Below are 20,123 nucleotides of genomic sequence, written 5' to 3'. Positions count from 1 at the left end.
TTAAATTTTTTCTTGTAAATTAAAATTATTACGATATTGAACGGCTTCTGCTATATGTTTATCTTCTATATATTCACTATTATCTAAATCCGCTATAGTCTGTGCCACTTTAATAATCCTATCGTAAGCTCTAGCACTCAATCTCATCTGTTCAAAAACAATTTTTAACATATCTTGTGCCTTAGCTGTTAATTTACAATATGATTTTATCATAGCATGCGACATTTGAGCATTACAAACTATTTTGGCTTGAGCAAATCTTTTTAATTGTATCTGCCTTGCTTGTTCAACGCGTTGGCGTATCTGCTCTGAAGACTCTGCTTTTTTATCTGTTACAAAATCTTTATATTCCACTCGTGGCACTTGAATTTGTATATCAATTCTATCGAGCAATGGCCCTGATATTTTCTTTGTATAGCGTTTTATTTCATAATCACTACAAGTACAATTGCGTGTATTATCATATTTATAACCACAAGGGCAGGGGTTCATAGAAGCTACTAAAATCATTCGTGAAGGAAATTTTAAAGAAGCATTTACCCTTGTTATCATGACTTCTCCATCTTCTAATGGTTGTCTTAATGCTTCTAAACTAGCTTTGCTAAATTCTGGTAATTCATCTAAGAACAAAACACCATTATGACTTAAAGTTACTTCTCCAGGTTTTGGTATAGTACCGCCACCAATGATACCAGCACTAGAAATTGTATGATGTGGACTGCGAAAAGGTCTTTTCGTTACCAATCCACTATCTCTTGATAACAATCCAGCTATACTATAAATCTTAGTTACTTCCAAAGCCTCTTGATATGTCATTTGTGGTAAAATTGTTGCTAAACGCTTGGCAAGCATTGTCTTCCCTGTTCCTGGTGCTCCCACCATCAATACATTATGGCCACCTGCTGCCGCTATTTCCAAAGCTTTTTTCGCTAAAAATTGCCCTTGCACATCAGCAAAATCTTCTTTGAATTGCATATCTTGAGATAACCTCTTTTGTCTTTTTGCTGGTTTTAATTTTATTTTTCCTTGTAAAAAATCTATTAGCTCTGACAATGTAGCTATAGCATATACGTCAATACCTTCTACCAACAAAGCCTCTTGTTCATTACCTTTAGCTACAAAAAATTTTTTAAACTTAAGCTCTTTACATAAAATAGCCATAGATAAAATTCCTGTTATTGTTTTTACTTGACCATCTAAAGATAATTCAGCAGCTAATAAACTATCACTACAACAATCCTTAGGTAAAAATCCATATGCTTCCAAAAGTGCTATAGCTATCGGTAAATCTAAAGATGAACCATTTTTGCGCAAATCGGCAGGAGCTAAATTTATCGTTACTTTCTTAGGCACTAAATTGACATTTGTATTTCTAATAGCAGGTCGAACTCTTTCTTTAGCTTCTTTTACTGCAACATCTGCTAAACCTACTATTTCAAATTTTGGCAATCCATTTGCTACATCAGCTTCAACTTCTATGAGTACACCATCTATACCTAGTGTTGTTGCCCCATAAGTTTTTGCAAACATAAAATCACCCCATAATATTTTGGGGTGATTTATCAATATCCTTTATATGCAATTTGTTATTAATAAATTATCCCAAATAAAATTTAAACTTCACTTGGTCCTGTCCAACGTTCAAATAAATCATTATCTACATTTAAAGTATCACATATTTTACCTACCAACATATCAACTAATTCTTCAATAGTTTGTGGTCGATGATAAAAACCTGGACATGCTGGCACTATCCTTGCACCTGCATGTGATAATTTCAACATATTTTCTAAATGAATAGCATGTACTGGTGTTTCTCTTGTTACTAAAACGAGCTTACGACCTTCTTTTAAAGTTACATCAGCTGCTCTAGTGAGTAAGTTTCCAGCAATGCCATTTGCTAAAGACCCTAAAGTCTTCATGGAACAAGGTACAATAACCATTGATTCACAAGGAAAAGAACCACTTGCTATTGCACTATCAATTCGATTTACATCATAAATCTTATGAACCATTTGTGTCAATTGAACCATAGTTAAACCACATTCATACTCTAATACTTCAAGCCCTGCTTTTGAAGCCACAAAATGTACTTCAATTCCACTATCAGCAAGGACTTGTATCAATCTATAGGCATAAATCGCACCACTTGCCCCTGATACACCAACTATAATACGTCTTTTTCGCTCAAAACCCTTTGTTTTCAAAGCTCAAATGCTCCTTTCAAATGATTAAAATTCACCTTATTATCATCATAGTGAAATACCTCTATTATATCAAATCTATAATCAAATTCTGCATTAAAATTATCATTTATATATAATTGAGCCGTTTTCATAATTTTTTGTTGTTTTTGATAATCCACAAATTCCGCAGGAAATCCAAATGCAGTATTTTTTCTAGTCTTTACTTCAACAAAAATAATTGTATTTTGTTTCCTTGCTATAATATCTATTTCACCAAATCTACTATGATAATTTCTCGTCAATATTGTATAATTTTTTGTCTTTAAAAACTCTACAGCCTTATTTTCTCCCCATAAGCCCATATTTTTCATACAAATACCTTATTTCTGCATCACCATTGATTTTATTGGTTCAAATGATTTTCGATGAATTTCACATGGTCCATACTTTCTTAAAGCTTCTAAATGTTCACTTGTTCCATACCCTTTATTTTTAGCAAAGCCATATTGTGGATAAATCTTATCAAATTCATTCATCATTCTATCTCTTTCCACTTTAGCGACAATGGAAGCTGCTGCAATCGAAGCAGATTTTGAATCACCTTTAATTATTGATTGATGATATATATCCAAACTTTCTAAAGGCATAGCATCAATTAATACTGCATCAGGTTTAGGGTTTAATCCATAAATAGCTTCATACATACCATTCATTGCAGCTTGATAAATATTTACTCTATCTATAGTTTTTTCATCGATAATCGCTCTATTTACAGCTATCGCATTTTCCATGATGATATCATAAATTTTTTCACGTGTTGCCTCCGATAATTTCTTGGAATCATTTATTTTTTCAATAAAAAAATTCTCCAGCAAAATAACACTAGCTACTACTACAGGCCCAGCGAGCGGTCCTCTACCCACTTCATCTACGCCAGCGATTAATTTATAACCATTAGCTCTACATTCATTTTCAAAAGTATATAAATTAGCCACTCGCTGACGTTCTTTCATTTCTCGTTGATAACTTTTATATATACTTTGTACACCTTTACGGGCATCATTTTTTATCGCTGTCAATAATTCTTCATTACACTCTTTAACCATTAAATCCTTTATCTGTTTTATAGACAATTTTTCAATATTCATATGCTCACCTACTTAAATAAAAATTATATTTATTTTAAAATTATATCATAACGGATTTAACTATAATTTATTATAAAAAATATTTATAGATTACAAGAATTGTCTGAATTAAATAATTTTCAGATTTTGATATACAAATAAACAAATTTTATGCTATAATAGTCTTGAAATTTAAATTTTGTCTATGGAGGTTTTTTTAATGCCATTAGTAACAACAAAAGAAATGTTTAAAAAAGCGTATGAAGGCCATTATGCTATTGGTGCATTCAACGTAAATAATATGGAAATCGTTCAGGGTATCACTGAAGCTGCTAAAGAATTAAACGCTCCTTTAATTCTTCAGTGCTCCGCTGGTGCTAGAAAATATGCTAAACATCAATACCTTGTACATCTTGTACAGGCTGCTATTGAAGACACTGGTCTTCCAATCGCTTTACACCTCGACCATGGTGCAGATTTCGAAACTTGCAAATCTTGTATTGATGGCGGTTTCACTTCCGTTATGTTCGACGGTTCCCACTACAGCTTCAAAGAAAATATTGAAAAAACAAAAGAAGTTGTTGAATATGCTCACGCTCATGGCGTAGTAGTAGAAGCAGAACTTGGTCAGTTAGCTGGTATCGAAGATGATGTTAAAGTAGCTGCTCATGAAGCTCATTACACTGATCCTAACGAAGTTGAAGAATTCGTTAAAGAAACAGGTGTTGACTCCTTAGCTATTGCTATCGGAACTAGCCACGGTGCTTACAAATTCACTCCTGACCAATGCACAAGAAATGAACAAGGCATTTTAGTACCACCTCCACTTCGTTTCGACATTCTTGAAGAAGTTGCTAAACGTCTTCCTAACTTCCCAATCGTTTTACATGGTGCTTCTTCCGTTCCTCAAGATTTCGTTAAAATTATCAACGAAAATGGCGGTCATATGCCAGATGCTGTTGGTGTTCCTGAAGACCAACTCCGCAAAGCTGCTTCCATGGCTGTTTGCAAAATCAACATCGACTCCGACCTTCGTCTTGCAATGACTGCAGGTATTCGTAAACACTTCAACGATCATCCTGATCATTTTGACCCACGTCAATATGTTGCTGACGGTAGAACTAACATCAAAGCAATCGTTTCTCACAAAATTAAAGAAGTTCTTGGTTGTGACGGTAAAGCTTAATTTTAAATTAAATTTCGCTTAATAAATAGCAACAAATATAAAAGCTCTCTTTACAGAAAAACTACTGTATAGTAAACTATTTTTGTAAAGAGAGCGTTTTTTATTATTAGGAGGTAAAAAATTGAGCACAATTCATGAAATGGTTCTTGTTATTGACTTTGGCGGTCAATATAACCAATTAATTGCACGTCGTGTTAGAGAATGCGGTGTTTACTGTGAAATTGTTCCTTATGATTATACAGTAGAAAAAATTAAAGCTAAAAATCCACAAGCTATTATTTTCACTGGTGGTCCTAGCAGTGTTTACGCTGACAATACACCACAGGCTGATCCAAAAATCTTTGAACTTGGTATCCCTGTACTTGGTATTTGCTATGGTCATCAGTTCACAGCTCATAATCTCGGTGGTAGCGTAGCTCATGCTGAAGCTGGCGAATATGGTAAAATGGACATCACTCTTGATACTACTAGCGTTTTATTTGATGGTATCAATGCTGATGAAATTTGCTGGATGAGCCATCGTGACTATGTAGAAAAAGTTCCAGAAGGTTTCAAAGCTATTGCTCATACTAAGCATACTCCTGTTGCTGCTATGTGCGATGACAGTCGTAAATTATATGGTGTACAATTCCACCCAGAAGTTGAACATACTCCATTTGGTCAGCAGATGATGAAAAACTTCTTATTCAAAATCTGTGGCTTAAAAGGCGATTGGACTATGAGTTCTTTTGCTCAAAGCAAAATTGCAGAAATCAAACAAATCGTTGGCGACAAAAAAGTATTATGCGCTTTAAGTGGCGGTGTTGATTCTTCTGTTGCTGCTGTTTTAGTTCACAAAGCTGTAGGCAAACAATTAACTTGCGTATTCGTTGACCACGGTTTACTCCGTAAAGACGAAGGCGATCAAGTAGAAACTATCTTCCGTAAACAATTCGATATGAACCTTATCCGTGTTGATGCTAAAGACCGTTTCTTAGGTAAATTAGCTGGCGTTTCTGATCCTGAAAGAAAACGCAAAATCATTGGTGAAGAATTCATTCGTGTATTTGAAGCTGAAGCTAATAAACTCGGCAAAATTGATTTCCTTGTTCAAGGTACAATCTATCCAGATATTGTTGAAAGTGGTACAAAAACTTCTGCAACAATTAAGAGCCACCACAACGTTGGCGGTCTTCCTGAAGATATTCAATTCGATCTTATCGAACCACTTCGTGAACTCTTCAAAGATGAAGTTCGTGCAGTAGGTGAAGAACTCGGCATTCCTCATGACCTCGTATGGCGTCAACCATTCCCAGGTCCTGGTCTTGCTATCCGCGTTCTCGGCGAAGTAACTGAAGAAAAACTCGCTGTTGTTCGTGAAGCAGATGCTATCTTCCGTGAAGAAGTAGCTAAAGCTGGTCTTTCCGAAAAAATTTGGCAGTATTTCGCTTGTCTTCCAAACATCCGCTCTGTAGGTGTTATGGGTGATAGCCGTACTTATTGCCACACTGTAGCACTTCGTGCTGTTACAAGTAGCGATGCTATGACTTCTGAATGGGCAAGAATTCCATATGAAGTATTAGATACAGTTTCTCGTAGAATTGTAAACGAAGTACCTGGTGTAAACAGAATAGTTTATGATATAACTTCTAAACCACCAGCTACAATTGAATGGGAATAAGATAAAAAATATAGCTAAGTCCTTATTTGAGGACTTAGCTTTTTTATTGAATAAAATATTATTTTATTTAAAATAGTGTTTCTTTAAAATTTCATCTGCTACTTGTACACAATCTTCACAAGATAAAATTTTATTCTTCTCCATATTTTTCAAATCTCTACAATATATTGAACCACATTTTTCTTTAAATAATTTTGCTACTTCTTGAAATTTATTATATGTATCAAATTTACTTTTCAATGGTAAATGTTTATCACCTGCACTATTAGCTAGACTTATTACAAAAAACATGCCTGTAACAGCTCCACAAGTATCTCTTAATCCTCCCATGCCAGAACCAAATCCTTCTGTTAATTTAAATGCTACATCTTCTGACAAGCCTAATTCTTCACAATAATCACAAACAATAGCTTGACAACAATTATAATTATTATCTATAAAATTTTCCATTACTTTATTTTTCACAAAAAGTCATCACCATTCTTAAAAATATGTATTTATTATACTTATTTGTATTTATATTTTATAGATAAAATAATGCACAATATTTGTTAAAAAATGCTTTTTTTCTTTTCAATACTCACCTTTATAGGTTATAATTATATACATTATGCTTAGAAAGGTTTTTATTATTATGAAAAATTTCTTTATTGAGTTTAAAAAATTTGCTTTTAAAGGTAATATGCTTGATTTAGCAGTTGGTATGATTATTGGTACTGCTTTTACAGGGCTTGTAAATTCCATTGTAAAAAATTTAATCATGCCTATAATCAGTATTTTTACTGGTGGTATTGATTTCAACAATATGTATCTGCCACTTAGTAAGGCGACTTTCATACTTGCTGAAAAAGGTGCTGACCTTGAAACAGCTAAAAAAGCTGGTGCTGTTTTTGCTTATGGTGCCTTTTTAACAGATTTTCTCCAATTTTTAATTTTAGCTTTTGTAGTCTTTTGTTTAATTAGACAGCTAAACAAATTAATTCCTATTCCTAAAGAACCGCCAAAAACAAAAATCTGCCCATTTTGTAAATCTGAAATTCCTCACGAAGCCACTAAATGCGCTCATTGTACCTCTGACTTACCAACAACTTAAAAATATACAAAAAGAAAGCATAGTCTAATCAAAACGATTAAACTATGCTTTTTTATTATTTCTGCCACTGATAAATTACAGCTTCATATGGTCTTAAATGACCTTTTGTCAAATCTGTTATTGTATCTTCATAATTACTGATTAAGATTTTTCCTGTGCCTTCTAAGTTAAAATCAACTTCTTTATCATAAAAATTACATATTATAAGCCAAGTTTTATCTTTATATTTTCTTGTATAAGCAAAAATATTTTTATCTTCGGCTAATAATAAATCATATTCACCATAAATCATAATAGGATTTTCTTTACGCATCTTAATCAATTTTTGATAACAATAAAAAATTGAATTTTTATCAGCTAAAGCTTTTTCTACATTTATGTCTATATAATTGCGATTTACCCTATACCATGGTTTAACCTTGCTAAAACCAGCATTTACATCACTATTCCACTGCATAGGAGTTCTTGCATTATCTCTAGCTTTGGCACGCAAAGATTTTAATATTTCTTCTTTAGGTATATTATTAGCCATTCTTTCTTTATATGCATTCACAGATTCAATATCGGCAAAATCGGCTAAATCATTAAACTCAATATTGGTCATGCCGATTTCTTCGCCTTGATAAATATATGGTGTTCCCTGCATACCATGAAGTAATATCGCTAACATTTTCGCAGACTGCACGCGATATTCTTTGTCATTACCCCAACGAGATACAATTCTTGGTAAATCATGATTATTCCAAAATAAACTATTCCAACCTTTGCCATTTAATTCTTTTTGCCACTTAGTAAATACTTTTTTCAACTCAATTAAATCAAGCTTTTTCAAGTTCCATTTATCCGAGCCTTCTTGGTCAAGCATAATATGTTCAAATTGAAATACCATACTTAATTCATGTCTATCTGGACTGGAAAATAACTGTGCTATCTGCGGATTTGCTCCCCAACATTCACCCACTGTCAATAAATCTTTGTCTTGCAAAGTTTCTCTATGCATTTCTTGAATATATTCATGTAATTTAGGTCCATTTTCTTTGATTTTTAAATCTGGAACTTTGCCAATCATATCGATGACGTCCATTCTAAAACCGCCAACACCTAAATCAATCCAAAAATTCATCATCTGCCAAATATCTTTGCGCATATCTTTATTTTCCCAATTTAAATCTGGCTGTTTCTTACTAAAGAAATGCAAATAATACTCTTGAGAAGCTTCATCATATTCCCATGCCGAACCACCAAAACAAGATAATAAATCATTTGGTGGATTATTTTTTTCACCTTTTCGCCAAATATAATAATCACGATATTTGCTATTTTTATTTGTTTTTGCTTCTATAAACCATTTATGTTCATCTGAAGTATGATTTACCACTAAATCCATGATTATTTTTATATTATGTGCTTTAGCTTCTTTCAATAAAGCTTTCATCTCGTCTAATGTCCCAAATTCTGGAGAAATATCATAATAATCGGAGATATCATAGCCATTATCATCATTAGGTGAACAATATACAGGGCTTAACCAAATCACTTCTATACCTAATTTTTCCAAATAACCCAATTTAGAGCGAATACCATTGATATCACCAATGCCATCATTATTGCTATCACAAAAACTACGCGGATAAATTTGATAAACAACAGATTTTTGCCACCATTTTGTTTCCATAAAAATCACCTTTTATTACTTATTTGTTTTATTATATTATAATATTATAAGACTAAATTAAATTTGAGGTTAATTATTATGGAAAATTCTCATGTACTCCAAATAACAGAACGCCATTTTTCTGATTTATACTTATGTTTTTGTGGCTTAGCTAAATGTGAACCTAATCACAGCTTTGGCCCTGGTATCCGCGATAATTATATCATTCACTATATAACTAAAGGCAAAGGAAAATATTATGTAAATAACGCTTGCTATGAATTATCTCAAGGTCAAGGGTTTTTAGTTGAACCTCATTTGCAAGTATTTTATCAAGCTGATAAAGATGACCCATGGCAATATCTTTGGATTGGCTTTAATGGCACTAAAGCTATTCAATATCTAAATGATATCGGTCTTAGTTCCAATCATCTAACATTTCAATGTAATTATAGTGAGGAATTAAAACAAATTGTGCATAATATGTTAAAAAATAATAACTTTGCCACAAGCAATCAATTTTTGCTAGAAAGTCTATTATATTCTTTCTTCTCTATCTTAAGTAAAGATATAAAAACTATATTGCCGACTAATGACAACAATAATCTATATGTAAAAAAAGCCATTGAATTTATCGAAAATAACTACACTAATAATTTAAAAATCACTGATATCGCTAAATATGTTTGCATCACTAGAAATTACCTCTATTTATTATTTCGCAAACATTTAAATATTTCTCCCCAAGAATATTTAGCTAATTATCGCATAACTCGTGCTGAACAATTATTAAATACAACTACGCTATCCATTGAAACTATTTCTAATTCTTGTGGCTATCAAGACCCTTTAGTATTTGCTAAAGCCTTTAAAGCAAAAAAAGGTTTTACGCCTTCACAGTATCGTAAAAGTTTTTCTCCTAAAATATCTTTTAATAAACCTGTAAATAGAATGAAATAAAAACTATAAGTATTGCTCTTATAGTTTTTATTTAACATTTAAACTGATTTACTTAACAACGCCATCTTTATTTTCATAAAATTCTCATATATAATAATTTATAGATATTAATTACGAAAAGCCATAAATTCATATATTTATAAAGGAGCGTTTTTTAAGATGCAAATTTTATTTAATGAACAAAGCCGTACTTTTCATTTAACTAATGATAAAATTAGTTACATTATGACTGTACTTCCTAATGGTCATCTAAGCCAAGTATATTTTGGTAAAAAAGTACATGACAAAGCAGATTTTTCCTATTTAATTCAATCTTGTGCTCGTCCAACAACTTCCTATATTTCTGAAGAATTCCATAATATTATATCTTTGAGCCATATTCGTCAAGAATATCCTGTTTATGGTACTTCTGATTATCGTCAGCCTGCTATTGAAATTTGCCAGCCAAACGGCAGTAAAATTTCTGACTTCCATTATCAAAGTCATTCTATCAGCAAAGGCAAACCAAAACTTGAAAATTTACCTGCTACTTATACAGAAAATGATGATGAAGCTCTCACTTTAACTATTCATTTACAAGACCCTGTAACTTTAGTTGAAATAGATTTACTCTACACTATTTTTGCTCAAAATGGCATTATCGCTCGCAGTGCTAAAATCTACAATCAGGGTAAAGATGATGTTCATTTAACAACAGCTATGAGCCTTTGTCTTGATTTACCTGATTGCGATTATGAATGGCTTCAATTCTCTGGTACATGGTCTAGAGAACGTCATTTAAAAGTGCGTAAATTAGAACAGGGCATCACTGCTATTAATTCCACTCGTGGTCATTCTTCCCATGAACACAATCCATTTATTATTTTAAAACGACCTACTACAGATGAAAATAAAGGTGAAGCTATTGGTTTTAGCTTAATTTATAGCGGTAACTTCTTAGCTCAAGCAGAAGTTGATACTCATGATGTTACACGCATTTTAATGGGTATTAATCCCACTACATTTGATTGGAAATTAGAACCAAATACATCTTTCCAAACTCCAGAAGCTGTAATGATTTATACTGATGACGGCTTAAATAATTTAAGTCAATCTTTCCATAAATTATTCCAAAAACGCCTTGCTCGTGGCTATTGGAGAGATAAAGCTAGACCTATTTTAATCAATAACTGGGAAGCTACTTATTTCGATTTCAATGAAGATAAACTCGTAACTATCGCTAGCAAAGCTAAAGAATGTGGCGTAGAATTATTCGTATTAGATGATGGCTGGTTTGGCAAACGCACTTCCGATTATGCAGGTCTTGGCGATTGGTATCCAAATACTGACCGCTTACCAAATGGCATCAAAGGTCTTGCAGAAAGAATTGAAAATCTCGGCATGAAATTTGGTCTTTGGATTGAACCAGAAATGACTAATATGGATTCTGACCTCTATCGCAATCATCCTGATTGGATTTTACATGTACCAAATAGAAATTCTTGTGAATGTCGTCATCAATATGTATTAGATTATTCACGTAAAGAAGTTGTAGATTATATTTACAATATGCTTGCTAAAATCTTACGTGAAGCAAAAGTTTCTTATATAAAATGGGATATGAACCGCAGTATTACAGAATGTTATTCTGTCGCACTTCCTGCTGATAGACAAGGAGAAGTATTCCATCGTTATATCTTAGGTGTATATGATTTATATGAACGCTTAACTTCTGAATTTCCTCATATTCTCTTTGAATCTTGTGCTAGTGGTGGCGCTAGATTTGACCCAGGTCTTTTATATTATGCTCCACAAGGCTGGGCAAGTGATGACTCTGATGCTATTGAACGTTTAAAAATCCAATATGGTACATCTTTTGCTTATCCTATCAGCTCCATCGGTAGTCATGTTTCTGTTACTCCTAACCATCAAGTATATCGCTTAACACCTCTTCATACTAGAGCTAATGTTGCTTACTTTGGCACATTCGGCTATGAACTTGATTTAAATAAATTAACTCCAGCTGAACAAGAAGAAGTAAAAGCACAAATTAAATTCATGAAAGAATATCGTGAAGTTTTCCAATTTGGCACATTCTATCGTTTGAGCAGTCCTTTTGAAAATAATGTAACTGCTTGGATGGTAGTAAGCGAAGATAAAGAAACTGCTATTGTTGGTTGGTATCGTGTATTAAATGGTATCAATTTACCATATAGCAGAATTTATCTCCAAGGCTTAAATCCTGATTTTTGCTATAAACAAAATATTGATGGCAATTGTTATTATGGTGATGAACTCATGAATATCGGTCTTGTAATTGATGATCCTAGCGCAGGTCAGGTATCTAGTGATATGCCTACAAGCTGTGATTTCGACTCTAAAGTTTATGTATTAAAAACAACAAATAAATAAAATTTTAAGGCTTAGCTTTTCTTTTGATTAGCTAAGCCTTTTATTTATATTAAAAATTTTTATTTATCATTTAAGTATTCCTTTATAAGTTTATTTTTTTTATAATAATAATAAATTATATATTTTAGGAGGATATACTTATGTCTTTTAACAAACAATTAAATTGGGCTGTTCTAGGTACTGGTGTAATCGCCAATGAAATGGCTCAAGCGCTACAAAACATGGGCAAAAAATTATATGCTGTTGGCAATCGTACACATAGTAAAGCCATCGATTTTGCTAAAAAATATGGCATCGAAAAAGTTTATGATGATTTTCAAGATATCTTCACTGACCCTGATGTAGATATTATTTATTTGACAACTCCACATAATACACACTATCCATTCATGAAAAAAGCTTTAGAAAATCACAAACATTTATTTGTAGAAAAGTCCATTACTTTAAATAGTCGTGAATTAAATGAATGTGTTAAACTCGCTCAAGAAAATAATTTAATTTTAGCTGAAGCTATGACTATTTGGCATATGCCTATTTATAAACAATTATGGGAAATGATACATAATAATGAATTTGGTAAAGTACAGATGATTACTGTAAACTTTGGTAGTTTCAAAGATTATGATATGACTAATAGATTTTTCAATAAAAATTTAGCTGGTGGTGCTTTGCTTGATATCGGTGTATATGCGCTTAGTCTCACACGTAGTTTTATGCAAAGTAAACCAACAAAAATTTTAAGTCAAATGCTTCCTACACCTACAGGCGTTGATGAACAAGCTACTATTTTATTGATGAATGAAGATAATCAGATGGCAACAATCGCTTTATCACTTCATTCTAAACAACCAAAACGAGCTATGATTAGCTGTGAAAAAGCTTATATTGAAATCATGGAATTTCCTCGTGCTAATAAAGCAGTAATTACAGATGCTGTTACAGGCGAAAAACAAGAAATCATCGTAGGTGATACGAAGAAAGCACTTCAATATGAAATGGAAGATATGGAAAAAGCCATTTTAGAAGAAGAAACTGATCTTTTACAATTTACTTATACTCAAGATGTTATGGATATCATGACTAAATTACGCCGTGAATGGAATTTAGTTTATCCAGAAGAAATATAATATTTCATCAAAATAAATCTACAAAATAAAAGAGGTTCTATGTCTACATTTGCTAGTGATACATCAAAACGCAGTTTAAAAAACTGGATTATTGCACTTAGTATTTTATTACTTGGTTTAATCATTGCCCATTTGGGGATTTCTTTATTTTTATTATCCAAGCTTGGTACTGATACCTTCACTGTATTTATTCAAGGACTTGCTCGAACATTTAATCTATCTGTAGGTACTTTTCACGTCATTGTCTTATGTATCTTATTGGTCGTTATGCTTCTAACTACTAAAGGATATGTAAAACCTGGTACTATTTTATGTGCTTTTTGTGGTGGCCCAATCATTGATTTTTTCACATGGCTTTTAGGTGATTTTATCAATGCTGATTCCACTTTGCCATGGCGTATTTTAGGTATGATTTTAGGATGCGTTATCTTATCTATCGGCATGTCCATAGTCATCAAAAGCAACGCTGGTACTGGCCCTAATGATTTAATAGCCATTATCTTAACTGATAAATTACAAAAATTTCAATTCCGTTGGGTACGTATGACTTGTGATTTATTTTTTGTTATTTTAGGCTATATCTTAGGTGGTACTGTTGGTATAGGTACAGTCATAGCTGCTTTTTTAACTGGCCCACTTGTGCAGTTTTGGCTTCCTAAAAGCGAATTTTTAATTAAACAAGTTCTAAAAGAATAAAATTTAAAGTCTATAGCTTTTGCTATAGACTTTTATTTTGGCTAAAATTCTTTTTATCATATTCATAATCTCTAATTAAATCTATCATTACTTTCATCGAAGCAGTAACCCATTTATGTTTATGATAAATTAATTGTCGCCAGACCTTAAAAACTTCTGGAATATTGATTTTTACTAATCGCTGTTCTTCTAACTGTCTTTTTATCGTAAATTCTGGCAAAAAAGAAATGCCTGCATTTTTCTCTACCAAAGATTTTAAAATCTCTACATTCCCCAATTCCAAGAAAGGATTTATCTCCAAAGATTTAGAAGCTAAATATTCTTCTAAATGTCTACGATAACTCATATCTTTTTCTGTTAGTAAAAAATCTTCGCCTAATAAATCTTCTATTAAGCAATTTCTTCCTGCTAATCTATGTTTAGGACTAGCTACAAAAAATACTTCTTCTTTCTTTTCCATCACAGTAACTATTTCTGAAGAATAAATTCTTTTATCTAAAGTATAGACCAAGTCTGCTTCATTATGCCTTAATTTGTGAAATAAACTATCTGTACCAGCTGTATATAAAGTTACCTTTATCTTAGGGTATAGTTGATGAAATCGTTCTAATATCTCAGGGAAAAAAGTATTAGCAATAGATTCTGCCATAGCTATTCTGAGTTCACCTGTTTCTATCGGTAAATTTTTCAATGCTTTTTTGGCATCTTCACTAGTTCTGATGATTTCATGAGCGTATTTTAAAAATTCTTGACCTGCATTGGTCAAGCGCACTGTTTTATTAATTCGTTCAAATAATAAAATATCTAATTCTTCTTCTAATTTTTGAATTTGTGCTGTAACAGTTGATTGTGAATAATTTAATAAAATTGCTGCTTTCGAAAAGCTGCATTGTTCTGCTACGTATAAAAAAGTCTTTAAATTTCTTAATTCCATGCTATATTTATTGCTCCTTATTATCCATCGAAAAAACTGAATTATATTATAGAAATTATCGTTTTTACAAATAATATGTACACAAGTTATAATTATAAATGATTTTTCTTAATAATTCTATAAAGGAGTTTTTTTATGGATAATATACATCAAAATGGAGGATTTAAAAGTAGTACAGGTTTTATCCTCGCTTGTATCGGTTCAGCTGTAGGTATGGGGACAATTTGGATGTTTCCTTATCGCTTAGGCGAATATGGTGGCGGTGCTTTTTTAATCCCTTATATTTTATTTTCTATCTTATTTGGACTTGTTGGTTTATCCGCTGAATTTGCCATTGGTCGCCGTGCTAAAACAGGTACATTAGGTGCTTATGAACATTGCTGGAGCAAAATCAAACAATCAAAATTAGGCTATTGCCTCGGCTGGATACCTCTTTTAGGCTCACTTGGTATAGCTATCGGTTATGCAATCATCATTGGTTGGGTACTCAGAGCTTTATGGTGGTCTATCACTGGTGAAATGCTATCTGGTCATCACGAAGTATTCTTACAAGAAGTTACTGGAGAATTCGGCAGTGTATTTTGGCATACTCTCGTTATTGTAATGACAGCTTTAATTTTAATGTTTGGTTCTACATCAGGAATTGAAAAAGTAAATAAAATTTTAATGCCTTTATTCTTTATTTTATTTTTAATTTTAGCTATTCGCGTATACTTTTTACCTAATTCCGGTGCAGGATATGAGTTTTTATTTACACCAAATTGGGAACAATTAGGACATATTGAAACATGGGTTATGGCAATGGGACAAGCTTTCTTTTCTCTATCAATCACAGGTTCAGGTATGATTGTCTATGGTACATACTTACCAAAAACTGAAGATATTCCTAAAGCTTCCATTCGCACAACTTTCTTTAATACTATAGCTGCTCTACTTGCTGCTTTTGCTATCATTCCTGCCGTTTTTGCTTTCAATATTGCACCAAATGCAGGTCCAACACTTATGTTTATCACACTTCCAAATATTTTTGCCCAAATGCCATTTGGTCAATTATTTGCTATATTATTCTTCGTTTCTGTAGCTTTCGCAGGTATTACAAGTCTATTAAATATGTTTGAAGCAGTAAGTGAATCATGGCAAACAAGATTTAATCTTTCTCGCAAAACAGCCGTTACACTTTGTTCTATTATTGCTTTATTTATCGGCGTATTCATTGAAGCTGAACCAAAATTCGGACCTTGGATGGATATTGTAACTATTTATATTGTTCCATTTGGAGCTGTTTTAGGTGCATTTTCTATTTATTATATTTTAGGTTACAAAGAAATCCGCCAAGAATTAGAACTTGCTAGAAAACCTCTCGGTGCTTACTTTGGAATTACAGCTAAATATATCTATGTACCATTAACAATTATAATTTTTGTCCTCGGAATTATTTACGGTGGTATCTAAAATAAAAGAGTCAATAAGCAAAAAACTTATTGACTCTTTTTTATGGATAAAATTATTAAAATGAAGGGTAGCTACTTTATTTTTCATCAATTGCTATTTTAGCATTTGCATGAAATTCTTCTGTTATTTCTTCTTTATCTGCATAATTTTGTTTTCTTGAACCATACATGGCAAAATACATAATTAAACAAATAATAGACAATACGCCAGTTACCATATATAAACCTTCAAAGCCTAGCATTGGTCTTAATATTCCAAGGATATATGGACTAACACCAAGACCTAAATCTAAGGCTACAAAATAAGTAGAAATGGCAACACCGACACGATGATTAGGTGTCAATTTTATACAAACAGCTTGACCATTAGACATGAATGTACCATAACCTAAGCCTACGAATACACCAGCTAATAATAACATCCATGCAGTTTGTGTACCACTTAATAAGAATAAACCTATAGCTAAGCAAACAAAACAAGGATACATAACATAATTTTCACCTTTGGCATCAAAAATAATACCAGTTATTGGACGAGATATAGTGATTACTACAGCATAGACAACAAAGAAGAAAGTACCTGCTTCTACTAAATGAATTTCTTGAGCATAAGCTGCTAAAAAGCTCAATACACTTGCATAACAAAAAGCAACCCAAAAACCTATGAAGGAAATTACAGATACTTTGCTTTCTACAAAATTATTTACAGAGATTTTGCGAAGTTTAGCTTTTTCATCTGAAGAAAGTTCAAGCTCTTTGATATTGAGGAAGAAACAACCTACTACACATAAAACAATTAAACCTACACATAATTCAATGATAGCTGCAAAAGAAGTTCGTGTCATCATGAACATACCAATAAATGGGCCAACAGCGGCAGCTACACTTGTAGATAAACCATAATAATTTATGCCTTCACCTTTACGTGAAAGAGGTATACAGCTAGCAATAATTGTACTTGTCGCTGTGGAAACTACACCATAGGCAAAACCATTTGCTAAACGAATAATATACATTATCATTAAATTTGGTATGTAAAAATAAAAAATAGTAGTTATCAAATATAAAGCCATACCAGTATATAGCATTTTCTTTCTACCAAATAATTCAATTTGCTGTCCTGCCAATAATCTAGCAATCAAAGTACCGACAATATAGATACCAGAAGCAAGACCAGCTTCAGCTAGACTAGCATTTAAATCATTTTTAGCAATGACAGCAATTATTACCATCAATAAATAATAAATCAAATAAACTAAAAAATTAATACCAGTGTCCAAAAGAAAATCCTTTGTCCACAAACGTTCTTTAGAAGAACTACTCATGCTCTCATCTCCAAAATCTTAATTAAAGGATAGTTCATATTGTATACATGCATTTTACATTTGTATAGCTTAAGATATTAATGAGAGTCATCAATTATTTTTATCTAAAATTAATCAAAATTTATCTATTTTGCTGATATAAATCCAAAATATAATCCACAAAAATCTCCATACTTTTAATTTTAGGATTTTCATGTTTATACAATAAATACGAAGAAAAATTAAGTGGTTCTAATAACTCATAATAGTCATTTTTAATCCCTATTTCCTGTAAAAGACGCTTTGATATCAATGTTGCTACTTTATTATGCTTACAATAATGAATGATAGCGTATGGTGTAGATAATCTAGCATCAATATGTGGCTGTATTTTTAATTTGACGAAATAATCCTCTAAAGCATTTGTCATAAAATAATCTGGTGAATGTGTAACTAATGGATATCTTTGTATAATATCAGCTGTTATTTTATCTTGCGTTAAATCCAAACATGGTGCATAATAAACAAACTCATCTTTGCAGAATAATTTCTTTTCACAGCCATCTACATGCATTTGAGGCAATAAAAAAGTAGAAGCAATATCAATTTGACCACTATCTAATTTTTTTAACATGGATTTTGCTTCTAGATTATATACATTAAAGCAGATATTATTATCATTATGTTGTTTAAAATAGCTGATATGTCTATTCATTAAAATATCTCCCATAGACATCAAAGCACCTATATTAATATATACTGCTTTTCCTGCAAATTTTTGTAATTCATCAATAGCTTCATCTAATTCATCAATTATCGGTATGATTTTTTGCAGAAAAAATTCGCCTTCTCTAGTTAAATCACTGCCACGATTAGAGCGAGTTATCAACTGTATATTGAGCATTTCCTCTAATTTTTTCATTTGAAAACTAAATGCTGATTGAGTTATATTTGCTCTATGTGCTGCAGTTGCAAAATTGCGCACTTTTCCATAGATAATAAAATTTTCTAATTGTTGAATGCTAGGTCTTTCCTGCATATTGCCACCTCACGTTAAAATTTTATCTTCTATTATATACTATATTGGTATAACATCAAATAAGAAACTAAAAAAAGCAAAGTGATACTATTGTTTATATTATCCTTTGCTTTTTTATTAAATTTTATTTATTTTTCATTATATACGTTTAGATAAATTTTTCCATGTAGTTTTAGTTAAAAAACTTTCTTCTACCTGTGCTTCTAATTGTAAATAGCGATAATATGGCATACTAAATGACAAAATATCTTTATCTATACATTTTCTAGCTGACGGGTCAGTCAATCCAATCGTACACTTTATACTATTTTCTTCAAAATGTTTTAAAGCAAATAAAATGGATTGTGCGCAACCTGCTCCAAATCTTAACTCCACATTATCCTGAGTATCTTGGTCATAATTTGCTAAGACTGTAAGTGCTGATAATTGGTCAGCATTTACTAAAAACACAATAATTTCTGGTTGATTTTCATCTGTTACCAATTCTAATGGCTTGAAAACTACATATTTTTTAGAATTTATTTTTGGTACATTCACAATAAAATTTCTTGCAAGTTCAGGATTTTTCTTATAACATTCTCCTTCTCTGCCATCATTTGCTCCTGTAGATAAAAAATATTCTATATATCCTAAATCATATGCCTTTAATCCAAGACCTGCTCTACCACCCATACAAGCAGTTGTAGCTTGTGAAAAAATCGCTGTTTTGCCTTTAGAAGCTGCATTTAACATAGCTATCACACAGCCCCAAACACCTTCTTTAAATTGCAGTGCATTATCTTCTTTTATATCCGTTCTATATACTGCAATCGGTTGATTTTTTAATTTTATCGCTTTTACTATTTTACTATCCATTATTTTTCACCTCGCTAAAATTTATCTTCTATCTAAAATTATACTATGAATAATAGAAAAAATAATAAAAAAAGCAGTTTACGAATATTTTATATCCTGATATGCACCCAAAATATTGGACATATTAATTAAGCTACTAATTGAGACTTAGTTCTGTATTCTACGGGACTAAGTCCTTTTAGTTTTATCTTTATCCGTTTTGTATTATAATATTTTATATAAGATTTTAACTCTTTTATAAAATCTTCAACAGATTTGAATTTTTTTAAATAGAATAATTCGCTTTTTAGTAAACCAAAGAAATTTTCTATTACGGCATTATCTAAGCAATTGCCTTTTCGGCTCATGCTTTGGATAATGCCTTTTTCTTTTAATAACTTCTGATACCTCTTATTTTGATATTGCCAGCCTTGGTCTGAATGTAGAATTATCCCTTTCGTTTCTTTTATCTTTCTTGTTG

Annotated in this window: 19 protein-coding genes; 8 read left to right on the top strand and 11 right to left on the bottom strand. The window is 31.8% G+C overall.

Features of this window, described 5'->3' with window-relative positions; all coding sequences use genetic code 11:
• The 4 genes from F553_RS0104250 to F553_RS0104235 all read right to left on the bottom strand — a co-directional run bounded on the left by F553_RS0104250 (position 1) and on the right by F553_RS0104235 (position 3,334).
• Positions 1 to 1,530 carry a YifB family Mg chelatase-like AAA ATPase gene (locus tag F553_RS0104250; RefSeq protein WP_018999130.1) on the bottom strand — a complete coding sequence of 510 codons (1,530 nt, stop codon included), beginning with the start codon at positions 1,528 to 1,530 and terminating at the stop codon, positions 1 to 3.
• A gap of 83 nt (positions 1,531 to 1,613) precedes the next feature.
• Positions 1,614 to 2,207: a UbiX family flavin prenyltransferase gene (locus tag F553_RS0104245; RefSeq protein ID WP_018999129.1), complete on the bottom strand. Its 594-nt coding sequence runs from the start codon at positions 2,205 to 2,207 to the stop codon at positions 1,614 to 1,616.
• A complete protein-coding gene (locus tag F553_RS0104240) occupies positions 2,204 to 2,557 on the bottom strand; it encodes a YraN family protein (protein WP_018999128.1) in 354 nt (117 codons plus the stop codon). Before F553_RS0104240 ends, F553_RS0104245 begins: the two co-directional genes overlap by 4 nt.
• Before the next feature lie 9 nt (positions 2,558 to 2,566).
• A complete protein-coding gene (locus F553_RS0104235; protein WP_018999127.1) occupies positions 2,567 to 3,334 on the bottom strand; it encodes a ribonuclease HII in 768 nt (255 codons plus the stop codon).
• A 199-nt stretch (positions 3,335 to 3,533) separates the two neighbouring features.
• Here F553_RS0104235 and fba point away from each other — a divergent pair, with 199 nt between their 5' ends.
• Together fba and guaA are read left to right on the top strand one after the other, a co-directional pair.
• A complete protein-coding gene (fba, locus tag F553_RS0104230; RefSeq protein WP_008538557.1) occupies positions 3,534 to 4,499 on the top strand; it encodes a class II fructose-1,6-bisphosphate aldolase in 966 nt (321 codons plus the stop codon).
• 139 nt (positions 4,500 to 4,638) lie between these two features.
• On the top strand, positions 4,639 to 6,159 hold the full coding sequence (gene guaA / locus F553_RS0104225; RefSeq protein WP_033405513.1) for a glutamine-hydrolyzing GMP synthase: 1,521 nt from the start codon (positions 4,639 to 4,641) through the stop codon (positions 6,157 to 6,159).
• Between the two features lie 63 nt (positions 6,160 to 6,222).
• Here guaA and F553_RS0104220 read toward each other — a convergent pair whose 3' ends face one another.
• A complete protein-coding gene (locus F553_RS0104220; protein ID WP_018999126.1) occupies positions 6,223 to 6,624 on the bottom strand; it encodes a C-GCAxxG-C-C family protein in 402 nt (133 codons plus the stop codon).
• 169 nt (positions 6,625 to 6,793) lie between these two features.
• Here F553_RS0104220 and mscL point away from each other — a divergent pair, with 169 nt between their 5' ends.
• Positions 6,794 to 7,252, top strand: coding sequence for a large conductance mechanosensitive channel protein MscL (gene mscL, locus F553_RS0104215; RefSeq protein ID WP_008538560.1), 459 nt, complete (start codon positions 6,794 to 6,796; stop codon positions 7,250 to 7,252).
• Positions 7,253 to 7,307: 55 nt separating this feature from the next.
• Here mscL and F553_RS0104210 read toward each other — a convergent pair whose 3' ends face one another.
• On the bottom strand, positions 7,308 to 8,927 hold the full coding sequence (locus F553_RS0104210) for a glycoside hydrolase family 13 protein (protein WP_018999125.1): 1,620 nt from the start codon (positions 8,925 to 8,927) through the stop codon (positions 7,308 to 7,310).
• A gap of 78 nt (positions 8,928 to 9,005) precedes the next feature.
• On the opposite strand from F553_RS0104210, the gene F553_RS0104205 reads away from it, so the two are divergent.
• The 4 genes from F553_RS0104205 (at position 9,006) to F553_RS0104190 (ending at position 14,080) form a co-directional block, all read left to right on the top strand.
• Complete coding sequence (locus F553_RS0104205; protein ID WP_008538563.1) at positions 9,006 to 9,866, top strand: AraC family transcriptional regulator; 861 nt, start codon at positions 9,006 to 9,008, stop codon at positions 9,864 to 9,866.
• A gap of 159 nt (positions 9,867 to 10,025) precedes the next feature.
• Positions 10,026 to 12,257, top strand: a complete 2,232-nt coding sequence (locus tag F553_RS0104200; RefSeq protein ID WP_018999124.1) for an alpha-galactosidase — start codon at positions 10,026 to 10,028, stop codon at positions 12,255 to 12,257.
• Positions 12,258 to 12,397: 140 nt separating this feature from the next.
• On the top strand, positions 12,398 to 13,384 hold the full coding sequence (locus F553_RS0104195; RefSeq protein ID WP_018999123.1) for a Gfo/Idh/MocA family protein: 987 nt from the start codon (positions 12,398 to 12,400) through the stop codon (positions 13,382 to 13,384).
• A 39-nt stretch (positions 13,385 to 13,423) separates the two neighbouring features.
• Positions 13,424 to 14,080: a YczE/YyaS/YitT family protein gene (locus F553_RS0104190; protein ID WP_018999122.1), complete on the top strand. Its 657-nt coding sequence runs from the start codon at positions 13,424 to 13,426 to the stop codon at positions 14,078 to 14,080.
• 22 nt (positions 14,081 to 14,102) lie between these two features.
• On the opposite strand, the gene F553_RS0104185 is transcribed toward F553_RS0104190, so the two are convergent.
• The gene (locus F553_RS0104185; RefSeq protein ID WP_018999121.1) at positions 14,103 to 15,014 is read right to left on the bottom strand and encodes a LysR family transcriptional regulator; all 912 of its coding nucleotides are present in this window, start codon (positions 15,012 to 15,014) and stop codon (positions 14,103 to 14,105) included.
• Between the two features lie 135 nt (positions 15,015 to 15,149).
• Between F553_RS0104185 and F553_RS0104180 the strand changes: the two genes are divergently transcribed.
• Positions 15,150 to 16,466: a sodium-dependent transporter gene (locus F553_RS0104180; protein ID WP_018999120.1), complete on the top strand. Its 1,317-nt coding sequence runs from the start codon at positions 15,150 to 15,152 to the stop codon at positions 16,464 to 16,466.
• Positions 16,467 to 16,542: 76 nt separating this feature from the next.
• On the opposite strand, the gene F553_RS0104175 is transcribed toward F553_RS0104180, so the two are convergent.
• The 4 genes from F553_RS0104175 to F553_RS0104160 all read right to left on the bottom strand — a co-directional run.
• Entirely contained in the window at positions 16,543 to 17,790 is a 1,248-nt protein-coding gene (locus F553_RS0104175) for an MFS transporter (RefSeq protein ID WP_018999119.1), read from the bottom strand.
• Between the two features lie 121 nt (positions 17,791 to 17,911).
• Complete coding sequence (locus F553_RS0104170; RefSeq protein WP_018999118.1) at positions 17,912 to 18,808, bottom strand: LysR family transcriptional regulator; 897 nt, start codon at positions 18,806 to 18,808, stop codon at positions 17,912 to 17,914.
• A gap of 138 nt (positions 18,809 to 18,946) precedes the next feature.
• On the bottom strand, positions 18,947 to 19,663 hold the full coding sequence (locus F553_RS0104165; RefSeq protein WP_018999117.1) for a DUF169 domain-containing protein: 717 nt from the start codon (positions 19,661 to 19,663) through the stop codon (positions 18,947 to 18,949).
• 128 nt (positions 19,664 to 19,791) lie between these two features.
• The coding region (locus F553_RS0104160) for an IS3 family transposase (RefSeq protein WP_018999116.1) at positions 19,792 to 20,123 on the bottom strand (332 nt) is incomplete at its 5' end.

This window comes from Megamonas rupellensis DSM 19944 (genome assembly GCF_000378365.1).
Lineage (GTDB): Bacteria > Bacillota > Negativicutes > Selenomonadales > Selenomonadaceae > Megamonas > Megamonas funiformis.
Note: the sequence above shows the minus strand (reverse complement) of the source record. Positions and strands in the feature narration are given on the sequence as shown.

Excerpts from the sequence above, each read along its gene's own strand:
- F553_RS0104165 (WP_018999117.1), bottom strand. The coding sequence starts at position 19,663 with ATGGATAGTAAAATAGTAAAAGCGATAAAATTAAAAAATCAACCGATT.
- F553_RS0104190 (WP_018999122.1), top strand. The coding sequence starts at position 13,424 with ATGTCTACATTTGCTAGTGATACATCAAAACGCAGTTTAAAAAACTGG.
- F553_RS0104175 (WP_018999119.1), bottom strand. The coding sequence starts at position 17,790 with ATGAGTAGTTCTTCTAAAGAACGTTTGTGGACAAAGGATTTTCTTTTG.
- F553_RS0104205 (WP_008538563.1), top strand. The coding sequence starts at position 9,006 with ATGGAAAATTCTCATGTACTCCAAATAACAGAACGCCATTTTTCTGAT.
- F553_RS0104195 (WP_018999123.1), top strand. The coding sequence starts at position 12,398 with ATGTCTTTTAACAAACAATTAAATTGGGCTGTTCTAGGTACTGGTGTA.
- fba (WP_008538557.1), top strand. The coding sequence starts at position 3,534 with ATGCCATTAGTAACAACAAAAGAAATGTTTAAAAAAGCGTATGAAGGC.
- mscL (WP_008538560.1), top strand. The coding sequence starts at position 6,794 with ATGAAAAATTTCTTTATTGAGTTTAAAAAATTTGCTTTTAAAGGTAAT.
- F553_RS0104185 (WP_018999121.1), bottom strand. The coding sequence starts at position 15,014 with ATGGAATTAAGAAATTTAAAGACTTTTTTATACGTAGCAGAACAATGC.
- F553_RS0104170 (WP_018999118.1), bottom strand. The coding sequence starts at position 18,808 with ATGCAGGAAAGACCTAGCATTCAACAATTAGAAAATTTTATTATCTAT.
- F553_RS0104210 (WP_018999125.1), bottom strand. The coding sequence starts at position 8,927 with ATGGAAACAAAATGGTGGCAAAAATCTGTTGTTTATCAAATTTATCCG.
- F553_RS0104250 (WP_018999130.1), bottom strand. The coding sequence starts at position 1,530 with ATGTTTGCAAAAACTTATGGGGCAACAACACTAGGTATAGATGGTGTA.
- F553_RS0104180 (WP_018999120.1), top strand. The coding sequence starts at position 15,150 with ATGGATAATATACATCAAAATGGAGGATTTAAAAGTAGTACAGGTTTT.
- guaA (WP_033405513.1), top strand. The coding sequence starts at position 4,639 with ATGGTTCTTGTTATTGACTTTGGCGGTCAATATAACCAATTAATTGCA.
- F553_RS0104235 (WP_018999127.1), bottom strand. The coding sequence starts at position 3,334 with ATGAATATTGAAAAATTGTCTATAAAACAGATAAAGGATTTAATGGTT.
- F553_RS0104200 (WP_018999124.1), top strand. The coding sequence starts at position 10,026 with ATGCAAATTTTATTTAATGAACAAAGCCGTACTTTTCATTTAACTAAT.
- F553_RS0104240 (WP_018999128.1), bottom strand. The coding sequence starts at position 2,557 with ATGAAAAATATGGGCTTATGGGGAGAAAATAAGGCTGTAGAGTTTTTA.